Raw genomic sequence first — 17,788 nt, 5'->3', positions numbered from 1 at the left:
CTAAAAGTAACAGAAAGCAAGAAAGTAAGCATCATGCAGCCCGTAATAGTAAAATCTCGCCATCGAAGAAGCATACTATTCGGAGCCATCGCGGCTGCATCAGGCACCAATTCGAGCACGAAGAATCCCTTGGATGCAGAAGCAATTAAAGGTTGTGGCCGTGAAAAACTAGCTGGAAACCCGGCACCTACGGGTCAAGCTGACGGCGCCACCAACTCTGCCGCCAGCCTGACGGTATTCATCCCGCCGCTCACGTCGGAATGGGAGCTGACTTACGCCGTGCAGCTGCTCGATGCCCTGCAGCAAATGACCCAGCAGTTGGGAACGTGCGCGAGTGGCAGCAGAAGCTGGAGCTGCACCAGAATTTGCAGACCGTGAAATCCGGGCTCGACACCTTAAAGCAGGTGGAGCAGGAGTCGGCGATTCGAGCGTAGCCAAGTGTTCAAATTACTCTACGAATAATGGCCCCGAAAATCATCGTTTTCGGGGCCTTTTGGCGGTGTCGAAAAGTATTCAAAAAAGAAATCTAATTTGAACGACGGCTGCTCAATACAAGCCCTCCAATGGGCGGTACAAACAACTCTTATGTTTGGGGTAGATTATCTGCTTTCTAATCTCTTTTAATTATATCAATCATCAGATACCGTTCTGATTCAAACATAAACAGGGTGGCCTATTACCTCAGCGAGGAGAAACAAGCAATTGCCATTGACTTGTTGGCTACTATGTTTCAAATACTGAGCGAATCGACAAAGAGATTGGAAGGTAAAATATCAGATATTTCCCTTTCGCAAGGCTTGAACGCGATGCCTGTGCCTAAATCACTTGAACTCCATACGGCAATTAGCCTTTTGGACTACAAGCGAGAGCCAGAACAATTGCAAATTCGGACCGCTCTTGCTGAAGCATGGACAATTATTGACTATGCACACCGTGTGGGAGAGCTTTTGCCGTTGGCAAGAGTAAATACAAACAAATACAGTGACGATATATTCGAGCGCATTAGGTTGATGCGAAATTCATATCATCATACCAACGAACGAATCGAAAATCACTTTTTGAATGGTGGGTCTGTATTCGGTAATTTAACGTGGCAATTTATGGATGCACAGAAAACGGCTGTGCTAACCCTATTCCCCAGCGTGTCGCCTAATGAGGAAACGTCAGGGAATTTCGAAACTAGCAAGGGTCATTACGCGACGACTGCCGGTATTTCAATGGTGAAACTGCACTTTGTGATTAAGAAGAGCAAAACGGTATTGGACGAAGAATTAAGACTCGATGATGTCGCAGCATTGATTAATAACATAATTGAGCGCATGGAATCACACTTTCAACAAGTTGTCGATTGGGCAAATGCGAAAAAGCAGGAGCATGAAGGGACGTGGGAGTATTCAAGAATGCCCCCTTCGATAATGGTGAGTGTCAGAAACAATGAGGATACGCGTCCCGACTAGCAATTATGCGAGTAGCCCTTTACGCCCGGGTATCGACGAGTGACAAAGACCAGAACCCGGAGAACCAACTGGTGCTCCTGCGCAGGGAGGCCGAGCGCGCCGGCGATACCATTTATAAAGAGTACGTCGACGAGAAGTCGGGCGGCAGCTCGAACCGCAAGGCCTTTCAGGAAATGATGAAGGATGCCGGCAAGCGGCGCTTCGACCTGGTGCGCGTGTTTGCCCTAGACCGGTTCAGCAGCGAGGGCATCGAGAAGGTGTTTGAGCACACGGCCGCACTGGAGCAGGCGGGGGTGCTCTTCTGGAGCTACTGCGAACCGGCTCTGAACACCACCGGCCCCATGGCCAGCCTGTTCAAGTCCATCATTGCCTGGGCCGCCGGCTACCGTAACCAGCGCCACTCGGAGAATGTGCGGCTGGGCCAGGCCCGCAAGCGTGCCGAAGCCGCCGCTGCAGGGAAGGAGTACGCGCACGGCCGACGGGCCACCAGCCCCGAAGTGATTGCGGAAATACAGCGGTTGATTGGCGAGGGCCTCAGCCAGCGGAAGATTGCGACGCAGCTCAACGTCTCGGTGGGCACGGTCAACAAACACTCCGGGATGATTAAGTTATCTCATCCCCCGCAACCCGATTAGGGCAGGAGTGCGCCAATGATACTGTAATATAAATCTTATGAACACGGATAATACCAGAACCAACGACCACAGCCAGATGTATTTGGCCATCGGCAAATTGGTGGTCAGGTTTGAACATTTGACCCATTCATTAAAAATGAAACTGACCGTTCTCTGCGGTATGAATTATCAGACTAGAATGCTGGTGGAGGATTACTCCATGAGCCAAGCCATTGATGGGCTAAGCAAGCAAATCGAGTGGCAGCTTGCTGCTGTAGGAGCGGTACCGCAAGAGGTCGCACATTTCAGGTTTTTAATTTCAGATTTAAGAACATTAAACACCAATCGGAACAATGTTATTCACAGAGAGTGGGAGCTTGATACTCCAAAAGAGTCCAATGCGATAACGTCGGGCAGGGGAAGAGCCTTTGTATTGAAGAAGCCACCTGTGGTGTACACCCACTTGGATGTGGATGCGTTTTCTCATCAGGCAGATAGACTGCACAGGGTGATTTGGACAATTTGGGCTGTTTTTCTTGACCCGTCTGCTGATATACCACCATTGTATGAGTTATGGCATCGCTCAGCCCAGGGTGAGTGGACTGATGACCATCGGTAAGGGGATATAAAACGGCTGTCCTTTTTTCCGCTGCTGCAGGGCAAAACCTTTGGGTTCTTATTTATTCACCCAAACCAAATGCCCACAAGCATGAGAAAACTAGTTGTGTTGCTGCTCGGCAGCTTTATGCTGTGCGTGGCCACCTTCACCGGTGTGCACGCCAGCCCGCCCGTTCCCGACCGAAAGGTCGACTACACCGAGTGCGTGATGTACAAGCCAACCATGGCCACGTGCTTCATCGATACAGTGGCCACCGTGCACGCTGTCATCCTGAAGCCCAGCTTGGGCCCGGTGGCTCCGAACTCGCTGGTAGCCGTCGACGGTGGCCACGAGTTCCTGGCGCTGCTGCGCACGATGACGTGCCCCGACAATCGATGGCCTGGCCACGTGGGCGTGTTGTACCCGACAAAAAGTAAAACGGGCCGACAAGCACTCCTGAAGGAATATCCCACCGCTGGACCGCCTAAAGTCATTGACCCGGGGCGATAAATTCCTAAAGTGACACGCAAATTGACACGACCACGAAAAAGGCCCTCAGTGCAAACTGAGGGCCTTTTTCGTGGTCGTGTAAGGACTACCTACTTCTGGTTGTCGCCTGCTGTCTTAGGTCATGTAATGCTTTCCTATTGCCTGTAATGGCATTTTTGGGTGCGGTTAGAACCAGCTGTGACTAGATATGGTCAGAAGTTTTGTCCCGTGACTTGTCCCGTGGCAACACCGGGACTACCTTCGTTTACTCACTTTTATATATAGTAAATGCTGCGGACCAAGTACTATTTAACCGATGCCAAATCAGTGGGTGAAACCGCCCTCTATGCCGCCTGTTACCTCGAAGGGCAGCGCAAAAAGATCTATCTGCCCACCCTAACGGTGAAGCCCGAACAATGGGACGCGAAAGCCCAAAAGTACCGGCGCAATTACGCGGGCTTTTCCGATGCCAACCACCTGTTGAAGAAACTGGCCGAAGGACTCGAAGCGGCCCATCTGCAACACACGGCGAAAGGGAAAGTGACCACGGTGGAGGACCTGCGTGCGGTGGCAGCGCGCTTCACCTCCGGCAAGCAAGACCAGCCACCGGCGGGGCTGCTGGAGCATTTGGATTCGTGGATTGAGTCGGCGAAACGCGACCGGGCCCCGTCCACCATCAAGGCCTATAACACGCTGCGCCAGCACCTGATTGCTTACTCGAAGCTGCGGCGACTCCGCTTGGAATTTGCCTCGTTGGACGTCGCGTTTTGCGAGGCGTTCAAAAGTTACTTGCTCAAGACCCTGAGCATGGGCAATGCGTCCGTCAACAACCAAGTTAAGAACCTGAAGGTGTTTCTCGGGCAAACCTTTGAGCAAGAGTTGCACGGGTACGCCCACTTCAAGCGCTTCCGTAAAATGGAGGCCGTCGCGCCGGAGGTCGTGTACCTCACGGCTGCCGAAAAAGCACGCCTTTTTGCTCTTCCCCTGGCCCATATCCCGTACCTGGAACAGACCCGCGACATTTTCCTCTTCGAATGCGAGACGGGGCTGCGGTTCTCCGACGTGTTGGCGTTGCGCGCAGAACAAGTCACCAACGATTCGCTGGTGCTCACCACCCAGAAAACCGGTGATTTGTTGAAGGTGCCCCTTTCTCCGGTTGCCCAGGGCATTCTCAAGCGCTACGCTGGCCGGGCGGACGGGCGGGCCCTCCCGGTCATCAGCAACCAAAAAACCAATGCCCACCTCAAGACTCTGGGCAAGCTGGCGCGCATCGACGCCCCGACCACGACCAGTCAACACAAGGGCAGCGAGCGGGTGGCCACCACCCGGCCCAAGTACGAACTGATGGGCACCCACACGGCCCGTCGCACCTTCGTTACCCTGGCCCTGGAAGGAGGGATGCGTCCGGAAACCCTCATGCGCATTACCGGCCACAAAGACTATAAGATGCTCCACCGCTACCTGAAGATTACCGATTCCGTGGTGCAGGATGAATTCGCTCAGTACCTGGAGCGGCAAGCAAGCCCGTTGATGCGGGTTGCTGGATAATTCCTGAGGGTTGGCAAAATTGAACCCAGGGCTGCTGAGCAAGTTTGCGCGGGGGCGGTGGGGAGGCGACTAATGGGACCAAGGACCGGCCGCACTTTGAGGGGTAGGGTGGAAACGAGACGAGCGGGCCAAATGGTCCCGCTCGTCTCGTTTAGTGGCACTTTTAGTCGGCATGAAATCCTATTCTGAGGCTGTCGTTTACTTATTCTACCGTTTTTGTGAACTCAGGCTAGTTCCTCGGAAACGACTTCGGTGGTACGGCTCAGGCGGTTGGTGACGGCAATCTAAAAGCAATCGAACCCATTCCGCTGCGCCTCGGCAAACGGCATCTGCCGCCCATCCGGCAGGGCAATGTTTCCCTGGCTGTCTACTTCATCCAAGTAGCCTTCGTCCTCGTCCTCGTAATCAATCTGGTAATAGGCCGACAGCACCACGCCGAAGGTGTCTTCCCCGTCCTGGTCCTGGTAAAAGGCCCACGCCACCGGGTCTGACCGATGGGCCTCGGCATCCCCAAACAAGGCTTCGTGCCCGTGCTGGCTGCCGTCGAACAATAGCATTTCTTCCTGCGTCTGGTCATCCACCGCCACCACAATGGCCGGGCGGCCGTTCGTCCCAACCACAAGATTGGTGTGCTTGTGATGCCGTTGGCCAGCATACTTGAGGCGAAACCACGTGTTGCCCGTTGCCCCCTGCAGCTTCCTTCGCCATTCAAACGGCGCCACGCCCTGAGGTGCTTCAAGAGGAACCGTGCGGCCTTGCAGGTGGGTAGGGCCAAGTAATACGCCAGAGGACATAGCTAGTGGAGGAGGTAGTGAAGGAGCAAATAAAACGCTCCTTTCGCTGTTCGGCCCGTTTCCCGCGCAGGCCCCGCCCGCGCTAGTTCACGTGCTGGTAGGCGAGTCCCGGGCCGTCGCACGCCTGCCACGTGCTCGCCAACGTCCCGTCGGCTTGGAAGGCCAGGGTTTCGGTCAACGCAGTCGCCGTGCACGAGCCGATCAGCGGGCTGGCCGCGGCGTAGACCAGCACGGCGTACCGGCCGTCGGGCAAGTCCTGCACCGCAAACGTGCCGCGGGCCTCGGTGCGTTGCGCGCCGTGCCGACGCGTTTTCAGGAAGGTGCCATCGGCCCGGAAGACGTACGTTTCCTGCCACGGCAGGTCCGCCCCGGTCCGGCGGGAGCCCACGAGTTGCCCCGTCATTTCCACCAATTGCCACGTTTGGGGGTAAGCCGCCGCCGGGGCCGCTTCGGGGGCCGGGCTGGCTTTGCGGCAGGCGACCGCGGCGGCCAGCCCCAGGAAGAACAGGCAGCACAGGAGGGACTTCTTCATCACAGGCACGGGTTACGGGTTCTTAAGGATGACCGGCCACGCGACGAAAAGGTTGCGCGGGCTATTGGCCACACCGGGCACCGTTCGTTTCCTATAGGCTCAGTAATCCCTCGTTTTGTCATTCGGACCGTTTTCTTAAACTCAACGATTATTCACACTTACCTCAGGTTGGATGAATATATGACCGGGTAAGGAGTAGAATCAGGGCTAAGCGGCATTTGACTGGTCGGGCGCCTAATTTCGCCGCCGAGAACATGGAGAACACTCGGGGCTTTGAAGACCTATTTCGACGCGAATACGCCCGGCTTTGTCAGCGGGCTCACCGCATCACGCGCGACCTGGCCGTGGCCGAGGACTTGGTGCAGGACATCTTTGTGGCCTTCTGGCACCAGGAGGACCGCGCCAGCATTGCTTCGCCCAGCGCTTACCTCTACCGCGCGGTTATCAACAAAGCGCTGAGCGCGGCCACCGGCCAGCAGCGTCGTAGCGAGCTGACCGCGCAGTATGGCCTGCCTCGCAGCGAAACCACCAACGCCGGCGAGCAGGCCCTGCACCTGGCCGACCTGGAGCGGCAGCTTCGGCAGGCCATCGCCAGCCTGCCACCCATGTGCCAGCGGGTGTTTCTGCTCAGCCGCTACGAGGAAATGAGCCACCGGGAAATTGCCGATTTTCTTGACATCTCGCCCAATACCGTGGACAACCACATCAAAAAGGCGCTGACCATTCTGCGGCAGGCCCTGCTGGCGGGATTAATGCTGCTTTTTATTAGTTGGTAAGTAAGTCGCTGTATGCGAGTTATCTTTTCTTTCTTCCGAAGTCAGCTATTATTTTTTTGGTGTGAGTAGCGGTGCGACCATTCTCACGGGTCTAGAAAGCAAGGAAGGTCACTTCCGCTTTTTCACCGCTTTCACCCCGGCACCTTGGACACCTATTATTGGGATTTGGCTGCCCGCCAGTTCGCCAACACCGCCACCGCGGCCGAATTGGAGACCCTGCGCCAGTGGCGCGCGGTGCAGCCGGCGCACGAAGCGCAGTATCAGCAGCAAAAGCAGCTCTGGCTCCGCACGGCCCCACCCGCCGAGCGCGTGGTCGACACCGACGCGGCCTGGCAGCAGGTGAGTGCCCGGCTGCCGCAGCCCGCCACCCGTTTGCTCTGGTCAGCAGGGGGTGACAGGGCGGTGGCGCCCCGGCCGACGCGCTTTTGGCCCGTGCTGCGTTTGGCGGCTTCCTTGGTCGTGGCGCTGGGACTGGGCTGGCTGATGGTTTCCTATTTCCGGGCTGATGCCGCGATGCAGGTGGTGCAGTCCGGCGACCAGCGGCGCGAGGTGTGGCTGCCCGACAGCAGCTGCGTGTGGCTCAACCGGGGCAGCGTGCTCACCTACGCGGCGGCGTTTGATGGAGCTGAACGGGTGGTGCAGCTGGAAGGCGAGGCTTTTTTTGAGGTGCGGCGCAACCCGCAGCAGCCGTTTGTGGTGCGGACGGGCCAGGCCACCACGCGGGTGCTGGGCACTTCTTTTAACCTGAGCGCTTACCCGAATGCGCCCGCCGTTTCCCTGACGGTTGCGACGGGCAAGGTGGCTTTTTCCGCGTCAGCCGGCGGCCCCGCGACCTTGGTCACGCCCGGCTACGGCGCCCGGCTGGACAAGCGTGATGGGCGCCTAACCAAGCGGCGCGTGACTGATGGCAACGCCTGGGCCTGGCAGTCGGGGCAGCTACGCTTTGCCGCCCAGCCGCTACGGGCCGTGCTGCCCACGCTGGAACAGTACTACGGCGTGCAGCTGCCCTTGGCCGACACCACGCTGGCCCGCTGCCGCTTCACCGGCACCTTCGACCGCGCCCCGCTGAGCGAGGTGCTGCAGGTGCTGGAAGCCACCCTGCAGCTGCGCGCGGCCCAGCAAACAGCACAGGTGTATCAGCTAGAGGGCCCCGGCTGCCGCTAAGCCCGCTGCAATATTGACTACCTGACCACTGCATTGCATTTGACATGAAGAACCTCGTCTTTTTTCTCCTTATCGGGTGGCTGACCGGGCTGCGGCCGGCCCTGGCCCAGACGACTTCCCCGCTGGACCTGCCCGTGTCGGTGACGGCCGCCAACCGGCCGCTGCCGCAGGTGCTGACCGAGCTGGCGGCCACGTACGGCATCCGGTTTTCCTACGACCCCGACTTGCTGCGCCGCCAACCCCCGGTGAGCCTGCGCATGGAGCAACAGCCGCTGCGCGAGGTGCTCGACCAACTCTTGCGCGGCTCCAAGCTCCGCTACCAGCTCATTGGGCCGCAGGTGGTGTTGCAAGCCATTCCTAACGGTGTTTCATCGACCCAGCAGGGGGGAGTCACCATCAGCGGGCACGTGACGGACAAGACCTCGGGCGAGGCGCTGATTGGCGCCAGCGTGAGCTTGGCGGGCCCTCCGGCGACGGGCACGGGCAGCAATGTGTACGGCTTTTACTCCTTGCGCCTGCCGGTATCACCCCCTGCTGGCGAGGCCCAGCTGCGAGTGCGCTACCTGGGCTATGCGCCGCTGGAAGTACCATTGGCCGGACTGCGGCGCGACACCACCATTGCCCTGCGGCTGGAGCCCCTGGCCCGGGAGCTGAGTGAGGTGGAGGTGGCCGGCAACCCCGTCTCGGCCCTGGACCAGTCTGACCGGCTCACCTTGCGTGGCTCCGAGCTAAAGCAGCTGCCCCGCCTGCTGGGTGAGGCCGATGCCGTGAAGGCACTGCAGCTGCTGCCGGGCGTGCAGGCCGGCCGCGAGGGCTCGTCGGACCTGAGCGTGCGCGGCGGCGGCCCCGACCAGAACCTGATGCTGCTCGACGGGGTGCCGGTGTACAACGTGTCGCATTTGCTGGGCACGTTTTCCGTCTTCAACCCCGACGCGGTGAAAAGCGTGGAGTTGCTCAAGGGCAGCTTTCCGGCCCAGTATGGCGGCCGGCTGTCGTCGGTGGTGGACGTGCGGCTGAAGGAAGGCAACAACCAGCGCTTCGGCGGCGAAGGCGCAGTGGGGTTAATTTCCTCGAAAGTGCTGTTGGAAGGGCCCATCGGCAGCGAGAAAACCTCTTTTTTGCTGGCCGCCCGCCGCACCTACCTCGACGTGCTGACCAGCGCCGCGGCCGCCCTGAGCGGCGAGAGCCTGGGCAATTACCACTTCTTCGACCTCAACGCCAAGGTAAACCACACCTTCTCGGACCGCGACAAGGTGTACCTGAGCGTGTACGGCGGCCAGGACCGGTTCGGCGACCAGCAGGAGTTTGCCGGCAGGGCCGACCAAAATGAGACGCAGGATTTTGCCATGCGCTGGGGCAACGTGACCGGGGCGCTGCGCTGGAACCACACCTTCGGCCCCCGGCTGTTTGCCAACCTGACCCTGACCCACAGCCGCTACCAGTTCAGCCAGCGCACCGACTTCACGCAGCAGAATGGCGAGAGTCGCCTGAGCCGCTTTTCCGACTACCGGTCGGGCATCGTGGACTGGGGCGCCAAGGCCGAGGCCGACTTTTTCGCCAATGCCCGGCACAGCATCCGGTTTGGCGCCAGCTACACGCACCACCGCTTCAGCCCCGAGTCCTTCGTGCTGAAGACCGACAGCCTCACGTTCCAGGCCAACGCCTTTTCCACCATCGGCACCCACGAAGGCTACGTGTACGCCGAAGACCGCCTGCAGCTCAGCGAGCGGCTGCAAGCCAGCGTGGGCCTGCACGCCTCGGGTTTTCAGGTAAACGGCACGTTTTACTCGTCGTTGCAGCCGCGGCTGGCGCTGGCTTACACCGCCGCCCACGACCTGCGCCTGCGCGCTTCGTTCGTGACGATGGCGCAGTACCTGCACCTGCTCAGCAACGTCTCGACGGGCAACCCGACCGACATCTGGGTGCCGGCCACCGACAAGGTGAAGCCGCAGCGCTCCTGGCAGGCCGCGCTGGGCGCGGCGCGGCCGCTGGGCGCGCAGTGGGAGCTGACGGCGGACGTGTACTACAAGGAGATGCGCGACGTGACCGAGTTTCGGGACGGGGCCGACTTCGTGTCGGACTTCCTGCGCAGCGGGCCCGAAACCAACTTCGGCAACCTGATTTCGGCGCCCTACGAGACGCGCCTCGTGACCGGGCGGGGCTGGAGCTACGGCTCCGAATGGCTGCTGCGCAAGCGCCAGGGCAAAACCACCGGCTGGCTGGGCTACACCCTGGCCTGGGCATGGCGGCAGCTACCGGGCATCAACTTCGACCAGCAATACCCTTACGCCTACGACACGCGGCACAGCATCGCGGCCGTGGCCAACCACCAGCTCAGTCCGCGCCTCACGTTGGGCGGCAGCTTCACGTACCGCACCGGCTTCGTTACCACGCTGCCCACCACTTCTTACAAGGCCTATAATGAGCCGGTGTACCAGCCGGGCAGCAGCACGCCGTTCGTGCAGAACGTGGAGTATTTGGGGCAGCGCAACAACTACCGCCTCGGCGCCTACCACCGGCTGGACTTAAGCCTGACCCACACCAAGACCAAGAAGTGGGGCACCCGCACCTGGAACGTGTCGGTCTACAACGCCTACAATCGTCAGAACCCCTATTTCGTGCGGCTCAGCAGCGCCGCGGCCGGCATCACCTCGCGCCGGCAGCTGTATCAGGTGTCCTTATTTCCCATTTTGCCTTCTGTCAGCTATGGCTTTACTTTCTAAAAAGATACGCCGGGCGGCACGCCAACCGCTCGGCCGGCTGCTGGCCCTGCTGGCCTTGCTGAGCAGCTGCGAAACCGTGGTCGAGCTGGACTTGCCCGAGCCGGAGCCGCAGCTGGTGCTGAACAGCGTGCTGAACCCCGACAGCGTATTCACGGCCGACCTCAGCGCCAGCCGCAGTATTTTCAGCAACGGCCCGCACACCCCGTTGACCACGGCTCTGGTGCAGGTGTACCAAGCCGGGCAGCTGCTGGAGGAGCTGCCGCACCAGGGCCAGGGGCAGTACCGCGGCACGCACCGGCCGCAGCCCCGGCTGGCCTATGAGCTGCGGGCCAGCGCGCCCGGCTATCCATCCGTTCGCGCCACTACCCAACTGCCGGCGCCGCCCGCCCTCCGCGACGTGAAAGCCAGCCGGGGGGCCGACACGGACTTTGGGGCACGCACCGTGGAGGCCGCCTTCGTCCTGACGGATGACCCCGCGCAGGAAAATTTCTACTACCTGCAGGCCTACCGGCCCGAAATCGACCGGTTCAACAACGCGCGGACGTACAACCAGGCGGTTAGCATCATTCAGTTCGCGCCTTTTGAAGGAGAATTCTCGATGGAAGCCCGGTATTTTTTCAGCGACCGGCTTTTCAACGGCCAGACGGTTCCGTTCCATTTGCGCCTGGAAACCAACCCCGACCGGCCAACCTACGTGCGCGTGGCCCACGTCTCCAAGGCGTATTATGACTACGTGCGAACCCTGCGGCAGCAGTCGTATGGCGACAACGTATTGCCCAGTCCCGTGACCGTACCCAGCAACATAACCGACGGGTTGGGCGTGCTGGCCAGCTACTCGGCTGCGACTCTCTACCTCAAGCCGTAAAGTCAGGCAAGTAAGTTGGAGCAGAAAAGCAGGCAAGTTTAATAAACGAACGTTTACGGCTTGTAAAAGGGCTTAATCTAATTTTAATCACCGTTTAGCTGAACTTCGGGTTAAATACCTTCTGCCCTTTACACGGAGCTAAGTTCTCGAGCTTGACGCTGGTCTTTATAGCCAATACGGGGGCAATGTCCTCGTACCTGGCTACCTCTACGACCTCTTCTTGTAGGTGCTCTTCGCTCATGGCTATCAGTGCTTCCGCGATGTCGCTCAGGTAAATCTTGTAGGCACCATTCCACCACTGGACGCCAACAGAAGCCCAATGCGTCTGACCAGCTTTTTCGTAGGAGAAGGTTGTACCTATTTGCTTTCCCGCCTCAAGCCACTCTTGTACTGTTGAAAGGGGGTGCATACTACTTCATGAGTGGTGATACTTCTTGCAGCAAAGGTCTGTCAACTTAAGGCTCCTAAAAATAAACGCGCGGGTTGTTGTAACGAATCACGGGCCGAGCGGTAGCCCCGTTGTTTCACCCGTGGCCGCTGCAGAGGGGCTGCTCAACCGCTTGACGAATGCTTCCTGCCCGTCTCCTGCTGCTCCTGCTGCTCCTGCTCGTCGCCTTGCCGCCCCGGCCCGCTCGGGCCCAACCCACGCTCACGCCCGCCCAGTGGCGGCAGGACCTGCAGGTGGTGCTGGACTCCTTTCTGCGGCGCGACAAAACGTTCAGCCCGGCCAGGGCCGCCCAATTCCGCGCCCGGGTGAGCGCCTTGCGCGACTCGGCGGCGCAGCTGAGCGCGCCGCAGCTACTGGTGGGCTTGGCCGCGGCCGTGGCCACGAGCGGCAATGCCCATACGCGGCTCTACCTGCTGCGCAACCGCAGCGTGCTGCGCCGGTACCCCGTCCGCCTGTGGTGGTTTGCCGACGGGCTGTACGTGGTCAAAACCACGCCCGCGCACGCGGCGTTGCTGGGCGCCAAAGTCGAGCGGTTGGCCGGGCAGCGCCCCGAAGCCCTGCTTCGGCGCGTGGCCCCGCTCTACGCCGGCAACGCCGCGTGGCAAGCGTACATGAGCACGTATACGCTCACCAGCCCCGAAATCCTGCAGGGGCTGGGCCTGGTCGGCGCCGGCGGCGGCCTTGCGCTGGAGGTGCGCACGCGCGCGGGCAAGCACCTGCGCGCGCCGCTGCAGCCGCTGCCCCTGGCCCCTTCCCGCCTGCCGCTGGAAGCGTGGTGGGACCTGCACCCGGGCCATCCGGGCCGTGGGGCCAGCTGGGCGAGCGCGCTGCCGGATGATTCTACCCGGTTGCCGCTGTACCTGCGCCGCCCCTTGCGCCAGTACTGGCAGCACTACCTGCCGGCCGAACAGCTCCTGTACGTGCAGTACAACCGCGCCGGCAACCAGCCCGGCACCGAAACCGTCGCGGCCTTCGGGGCCCGCGTGCTGGCCGAGCTGCGGGTTCGGCCCGTGGCCAAGGCCGTGGTGGACCTGCGCCACAACACCGGCGGCAACCTGCTCGTGGCCCGGGAGTTCTGGGCGCAGTTCGCGGCCCTGGCCCGGGAGCGCGGGGCCCGGCTGTACGTCATCACCGGGCCGGCCACCTTTTCGGCGGGCCTCTACCACGCGGCCCAGCTGCGGCAGGCGGGGGCCATCGTGGTAGAGGCCCGGCGGGCGATGCGCTGGACTTTTGGGCAGAGGGGGGGAACCTGACCTTGCCCCACTCGCGCCTGGACGTGCACTTCGCCGACCGGTTTCACAGCTACTCCCCCGTCCCACACCCCGAGCTGGCGCCCTACCTGTTCCTGGATTTGAGTACGCCCGACATCGCGCCCCGCCTCCGGACGGAACTGAGCAGCCGGGACTACTTTGCCCGGCGCGACCCGGCGCTGGCGGCCATTGTTCGCGACGGCGCGGCACGGGCCACCCGCCGTACCCGGACCGGCAACACCCCGTGAGCCCGTGACCGGGCACGGCCGGGGCGCATGGCGCAACCCGGTCGGGGTTGCGCAGATGAATCACCCTTTCACTGAACGTTTGTTAGAGTGGACAGCCAATTCTGTTAAGGGCCTTTCTCACTTCCGCATCGATAGAGGAGCGAGTAAAAAGGCTATGGATTTATCGTGATGGAATTAAAGAAGCGTCGGCGCTGGGCGTGGTCAACTAAGCCCAAGCTGTCGGAGAGGTTAGCAGGCCGGAAAAGAAGATTATAGCCGATAGACTCCAAAATAAGACTGCGCATGTAACGCACTCTACGATGGCCTGTGCGCGCATCTAATACTGTATACTTAATCTCGATGCCAAGGCCGCCAGCTATTTGGAAGGGAGTGCGCTTGAGTAGATGAGCCTGGTTTTCATCTGCCAATGCCCCCTTGACTACACTATCATAAAAAAGCCGATGCTGCGTTGTGTCCCCTTGTCTAATTACTTCGACATTCACGTAAGGAATTCGCATGATTACGCATAGTCCTTCCGACGCCCGCGCCACCCATGTCTGGGTATGTGTGGGAGCTTGGCCAGCGGGCAGCATCTGGGCCACATTTAGCTCTGTGGCCTGAACGGGCAGCTCTACGGTGAGTCGTTTATCTATTGCGAAGGACTGCCAGGTGTCGGTGGCTGCACAGGCAAACAGCGGCAACATTAACAAGTAGCGAGTAAGCTTCATGCCCGCAAAGGTCAGCAATTCCCTCGTTTACCTTAGGACCGTTTGGCTAAACAAGTACCTACCTTGTCCCCCGCATGGCGAACATTGTCAACATCACGGTCGGCGTCGCGGTTTCCCTGCTCGTGGTCGTGGGGGCACAGCATTATATGGCCAGCTCCGTGGTCTTACAAGCGTCCGTCGACTCGGTGGCTGGAACCGCAGAGTGGCTGGAATTACGAGCCAACGGCACCTTTGACCACACCAGCGCCGGCCTGTTTTCGGAAACCATTACCCACGGCCGCTATACCCGAACGGACGGTCTCATCCACTTGGACCGGCTGCCGGAAGGTGGGACCCTTAAGCGCAAAACGCTTCGGGTGGAGGCGTCCTCTGCCTTTGCCACGGGGAAAGGACTCTGGCAGGTGGGGCCAACCGGCCGCATCGATTCCGCCTTGGCTGGGTTGAGAATCGTTCACGAAGAATAATGCTCCTTTCTAAAGGTTACGACCACCCATGACAACAGTTTTTGTTTCAACACGCGCTCACTCTGGCCGGAACGTAAAAATACTGTAGCCAGCCGAGTTTTCGGCACGAACAACTAGCTGCGTGGCCGTAAGGGCAACAATTTGGCCACTCCCATAACCTATTGAAAAACCGATATTTGGCCTACAAAAAGGATCGGGTCCGTACACTGTCAGTGGAGTAGCTCTTTGTATATTTAAATACTCAATGGGGGCAGGTGGAACGTCCTTAATCATGGTTTGCCAAAGGTCCTGCATAAGCGTATTATTGCTGTTGAAGCTGTATCGAATAGGCGGCCCGATAGCCTGTACTGGGGCACCAGTGCTGGTGGACTGAAACGTCACCAAGTGCCACACTTTGGTGCCGCCGCCGGTAAGCAGGGCCGATTGAGCTGGCGTTAAGCAGCCGCCCATAGTGGCTGTGACGGCAAGCGGGGCGTTGCTGATATCCTGTCCATCGCCCTTTTTGGCCGTGACGCTCAGGCTCTGCACGCCGCCTGCCGTTCCCAGGGTCCAACTGGTTTGGGCGTAGCCGTTCGCGTCAGTCGTTACGCTGGCCGGGGAAACGCTCCCGTGGTTGGGAGCGGGCGTGAAGGAGACCCGTACAAATTGCACCGGTCCCCCCCGGGAGTTGAGCACCCGGGTGCGCACGGGCTGAGGCAGCGCGGTGGCGCTCGGCCCGGTCTGGTTGTTGCCCGACGTCAACTCGAGGCGTTCCGGCGCTTTTTGCACAAACCGCACCCAGGGCCAAGTCGCGTTGAAATTATCCACCTGCGGCCCCAAGAAGCTGCCGGCGGCCAGCCCCGCTTTGGCGTCGATGCCAGCAGTGGATTCGTAGTCCCAATTTGGCGCGCCCGACGTTACTTTAAAGCCAGCCTTCAGGTCCAAGGCAATGTAAGGCCCCACCATGTTATAGAACCTCACGTCCAGTCTTGGCACCAGCGCCACCGATGCGTCCCCCGTGGCGTTGACGGTCACCGGGCCGGGGAGGTAAGAGTTTTCCGTTACCACATTGTTGATGCCTTGCCATTTTCCGTTGGCGTAGGCCATTCCCAGGTCAAAATTCGCGTGACTAGCCAGGGTGCCATCGTAATTTAAACCGGCATTCAGCGCCATGGAGGTCTCCAAGTTCAAGGTGACGACAACGAACATGACTACGGGCACGGGGAAGGGCACGGAAGGCACGGCCGTTCGGATCACGTGGGTGAACCGCTTCAGTCGAATCGGCTCGTTGGGGAAAGCCAACGCCCCGCCCACGTTGGTGTTCAGGACCATGTTGGCGTCGAATATTCCGCCGCGCGTAGCCACTTCGGCGCTAGTCAAGCCCAATAAGCCAAATTCGGCTTTGAAGCGCATATGAGGCTCCAAATCTGCCTTGACGCTGCGGATGGTCACCGAGAGGCCGGAGCGTTGGATGACCGGAATGTTGCTGGCCGAGTAGTGAATGCCGGCTGCATCCGCCGTGCCGCGGCCCTGCTTAATCGTAGAGCGGCCCTGCAGCACGCCAAAGTCGATGGGCAGGTCCAAGGTGCCGCTGCTGAAGACTTGGGCGAGGCTCGCGGGTTCGGTCGTCAGGGTAGTCACGTTACCGGCCGTGGAGCTGCCTGTCACCTTGCGCAAGAATCCGTACCCTTGGGCGCCGACGATGACAGCCCCCACAGGCATGTTCAAGGGCGCCCCGCTGGCCGTGAAGCGGTAATTGCCAGCCGCCAGTTGGGTGCTGGCGGTGTCGAGTCGAAACAACGTGGAATCAATTACCCTCACGTTGTCAAAGACCGTTAGGCCACCTGTCGGCGACGTTGGCGGAGTTGGCGGAGTTGGCGACTGAGGTGGCTCTTCCGTTTTCTGGCAGCCCGAAAGGAGCAGCATTGAGCAGATGAGGGCATACGCGACGCGAGGGAGGAAACGTCTTAGCATGAATAGAGGGAAATTAAGTATCGTACTAGCAATATAAACCTTTTAACCTTAAAGATAACTATCCTGTGGTATATTGTCACTATTAATTATAAGCTCGCTGTTAAAGTGTGGGGTCGGTGCAACAATGTGCCCACGCTGGTAGGTAGCAATGGCCTTTGATCTAGTTGTCTGAGACGAGCACCACGCAAAATGACCCGGCTGGGCACAAAAAAGGGCCCCGGAAGGCCCTTCTTAAAAAATAGATTAATTCCTCCCTTCCCCAATTCTTTGCCATGTAAAATGTCTTAGAACCACCGTTTAGCAAGAACGTTTGATATTACGCTGGTAAAACCTCTCTCTATACAAAAGCCGCAGTCTGTTTAGGCTGCGGCTTTTGTATGATGACTAGACTTGAAGTATCGTACTCCTGTCCGTGAACCGGTTATTCGCCCTTTTCCTTTGAAGAGGAATTAGGAGTGCTCGGCACTGCCGATTGTCCGGACGGCAGGACCCCACTGAACTCCACAATATCTGCCGTGAGCGTGCATCGATTGCCTGTGACAATCGGTAAGTAGGACCCGCGGAAATCCAGGATGAAGTTGGCATACGCCTGCCCGGATTTAAGCGGGTGATTCTTGGTCAAATCTTTTTTGGCTTCCGCCACCAGCGCGCTTTTGGACAAGCCCCCAATACCAAAAATGTACTTGGTTTTGGCGGTGCCTTGCACATTGCTGGCCACGTAGGAAAAGTTATTGGTTTGCAGATTGGCGCCTCCGGTAATCAAGCCGCTATGGACGGCGCACGATTGGGTGCTCAGGGCAATTCCAGCCAGTAGAAGGCAGGGGTACAGTCTTTTTTGCATGAAAAATAATAAACGAGGATGAAGAAATAGGGGCAAAGGTTTCGGCGTAGGAAGGCGCCATGCAAAGGCCAAATATTTCTTTTCAACCAAAAGCATTCCATCAGCCTGTAGGAGTTCACGAAACTCATCCCCTTGGCGCATTTCGTAAACTTTGATTCGTAGACCAGTTTCCTAAACTCGTTTAGCCCTGCAGTGGCCAATTGCTACCAGGTTCTGGCCAGTTGCTAGGGGTTCAGGGATAGGAGGGTATTCTGTTTGTGCTTATAATTGCTAACATGACCAAGCACTATGTCTTCGTGGCCGCCCGCTTCCTGCTG

At 59.2% G+C, this 17,788-nt stretch carries 18 protein-coding genes; 12 read left to right on the top strand and 6 right to left on the bottom strand.

All coding sequences use genetic code 11. From position 1 onward, the window contains the following. Positions 1 to 668 precede the first annotated feature (668 nt). From I2I05_RS17985 to I2I05_RS17965, 5 genes are all read left to right on the top strand, one after another. A complete protein-coding gene (locus I2I05_RS17985) occupies positions 669 to 1,457 on the top strand; it encodes a hypothetical protein (RefSeq protein WP_196283639.1) in 789 nt (262 codons plus the stop codon). A gap of 5 nt (positions 1,458 to 1,462) precedes the next feature. After that, positions 1,463 to 2,092 carry a recombinase family protein gene (locus tag I2I05_RS17980; RefSeq protein WP_196283638.1) on the top strand — a complete coding sequence of 210 codons (630 nt, stop codon included), beginning with the start codon at positions 1,463 to 1,465 and terminating at the stop codon, positions 2,090 to 2,092. Positions 2,093 to 2,129: 37 nt separating this feature from the next. Beyond that, the gene (locus tag I2I05_RS17975) at positions 2,130 to 2,690 is read left to right on the top strand and encodes a hypothetical protein (protein WP_196283637.1); all 561 of its coding nucleotides are present in this window, start codon (positions 2,130 to 2,132) and stop codon (positions 2,688 to 2,690) included. A 90-nt stretch (positions 2,691 to 2,780) separates the two neighbouring features. After that, a complete protein-coding gene (locus I2I05_RS17970) occupies positions 2,781 to 3,179 on the top strand; it encodes a hypothetical protein (RefSeq protein ID WP_196283636.1) in 399 nt (132 codons plus the stop codon). Between the two features lie 267 nt (positions 3,180 to 3,446). Continuing rightward, on the top strand, positions 3,447 to 4,706 hold the full coding sequence (locus I2I05_RS17965; protein WP_196283635.1) for a site-specific integrase: 1,260 nt from the start codon (positions 3,447 to 3,449) through the stop codon (positions 4,704 to 4,706). A 284-nt stretch (positions 4,707 to 4,990) separates the two neighbouring features. On the opposite strand, the gene I2I05_RS17960 is transcribed toward I2I05_RS17965, so the two are convergent. Next, on the bottom strand, positions 4,991 to 5,500 hold the full coding sequence (locus tag I2I05_RS17960; protein ID WP_196283634.1) for a hypothetical protein: 510 nt from the start codon (positions 5,498 to 5,500) through the stop codon (positions 4,991 to 4,993). A gap of 82 nt (positions 5,501 to 5,582) precedes the next feature. Next, positions 5,583 to 6,032 carry a hypothetical protein gene (locus I2I05_RS17955; RefSeq protein WP_196283633.1) on the bottom strand — a complete coding sequence of 150 codons (450 nt, stop codon included), beginning with the start codon at positions 6,030 to 6,032 and terminating at the stop codon, positions 5,583 to 5,585. 254 nt (positions 6,033 to 6,286) lie between these two features. Here I2I05_RS17955 and I2I05_RS17950 point away from each other — a divergent pair, with 254 nt between their 5' ends. From I2I05_RS17950 to I2I05_RS17935, 4 genes are all read left to right on the top strand, one after another. Then, positions 6,287 to 6,808, top strand: coding sequence for an RNA polymerase sigma-70 factor (locus I2I05_RS17950; RefSeq protein ID WP_196283632.1), 522 nt, complete (start codon positions 6,287 to 6,289; stop codon positions 6,806 to 6,808). A 144-nt stretch (positions 6,809 to 6,952) separates the two neighbouring features. Continuing rightward, complete coding sequence (locus tag I2I05_RS17945; protein ID WP_196283631.1) at positions 6,953 to 7,972, top strand: FecR family protein; 1,020 nt, start codon at positions 6,953 to 6,955, stop codon at positions 7,970 to 7,972. Between the two features lie 44 nt (positions 7,973 to 8,016). After that, positions 8,017 to 10,695, top strand: a complete 2,679-nt coding sequence (locus I2I05_RS17940) for a TonB-dependent receptor (protein ID WP_196283630.1) — start codon at positions 8,017 to 8,019, stop codon at positions 10,693 to 10,695. After that, on the top strand, positions 10,679 to 11,560 hold the full coding sequence (locus tag I2I05_RS17935; protein ID WP_196283629.1) for a DUF4249 domain-containing protein: 882 nt from the start codon (positions 10,679 to 10,681) through the stop codon (positions 11,558 to 11,560). The genes I2I05_RS17940 and I2I05_RS17935 overlap by 17 nt, the downstream gene beginning before the upstream one ends. Before the next feature lie 94 nt (positions 11,561 to 11,654). On the opposite strand, the gene I2I05_RS17930 is transcribed toward I2I05_RS17935, so the two are convergent. Then, positions 11,655 to 11,969: a hypothetical protein gene (locus I2I05_RS17930; protein WP_196283628.1), complete on the bottom strand. Its 315-nt coding sequence runs from the start codon at positions 11,967 to 11,969 to the stop codon at positions 11,655 to 11,657. A gap of 158 nt (positions 11,970 to 12,127) precedes the next feature. Here I2I05_RS17930 and I2I05_RS17925 point away from each other — a divergent pair, with 158 nt between their 5' ends. After that, positions 12,128 to 13,261 carry a hypothetical protein gene (locus tag I2I05_RS17925; protein ID WP_196283627.1) on the top strand — a complete coding sequence of 378 codons (1,134 nt, stop codon included), beginning with the start codon at positions 12,128 to 12,130 and terminating at the stop codon, positions 13,259 to 13,261. 2 nt (positions 13,262 to 13,263) lie between these two features. Then, positions 13,264 to 13,506 (top strand): hypothetical protein, encoded by a 243-nt coding sequence (locus I2I05_RS17920; RefSeq protein WP_196283626.1) that lies wholly within the window; start codon positions 13,264 to 13,266, stop codon positions 13,504 to 13,506. Positions 13,507 to 13,658: 152 nt separating this feature from the next. Here the strand turns inward: I2I05_RS17920 and I2I05_RS17915 are convergent, their stop codons facing one another. After that, the gene (locus tag I2I05_RS17915) at positions 13,659 to 14,213 is read right to left on the bottom strand and encodes a hypothetical protein (RefSeq protein WP_196283625.1); all 555 of its coding nucleotides are present in this window, start codon (positions 14,211 to 14,213) and stop codon (positions 13,659 to 13,661) included. Positions 14,214 to 14,287: 74 nt separating this feature from the next. Between I2I05_RS17915 and I2I05_RS17910 the strand changes: the two genes are divergently transcribed. Beyond that, complete coding sequence (locus I2I05_RS17910) at positions 14,288 to 14,677, top strand: hypothetical protein (RefSeq protein ID WP_196283624.1); 390 nt, start codon at positions 14,288 to 14,290, stop codon at positions 14,675 to 14,677. 57 nt (positions 14,678 to 14,734) lie between these two features. Here I2I05_RS17910 and I2I05_RS17905 read toward each other — a convergent pair whose 3' ends face one another. Beyond that, positions 14,735 to 16,630, bottom strand: a complete 1,896-nt coding sequence (locus I2I05_RS17905) for an Ig-like domain-containing protein (RefSeq protein WP_196283623.1) — start codon at positions 16,628 to 16,630, stop codon at positions 14,735 to 14,737. Between the two features lie 421 nt (positions 16,631 to 17,051). Further along, positions 17,052 to 17,612 (bottom strand): DUF6567 family protein, encoded by a 561-nt coding sequence (locus I2I05_RS17900; protein ID WP_196283622.1) that lies wholly within the window; start codon positions 17,610 to 17,612, stop codon positions 17,052 to 17,054. Between the last annotated feature and the right edge of the window lie 176 nt (positions 17,613 to 17,788).

The sequence above is a fragment of the Hymenobacter jeongseonensis genome (assembly GCF_015694725.1).
Classification (GTDB): Bacteria; Bacteroidota; Bacteroidia; order Cytophagales; family Hymenobacteraceae; genus Hymenobacter; species Hymenobacter jeongseonensis.
Note: the sequence above shows the minus strand (reverse complement) of the source record. Positions and strands in the feature narration are given on the sequence as shown.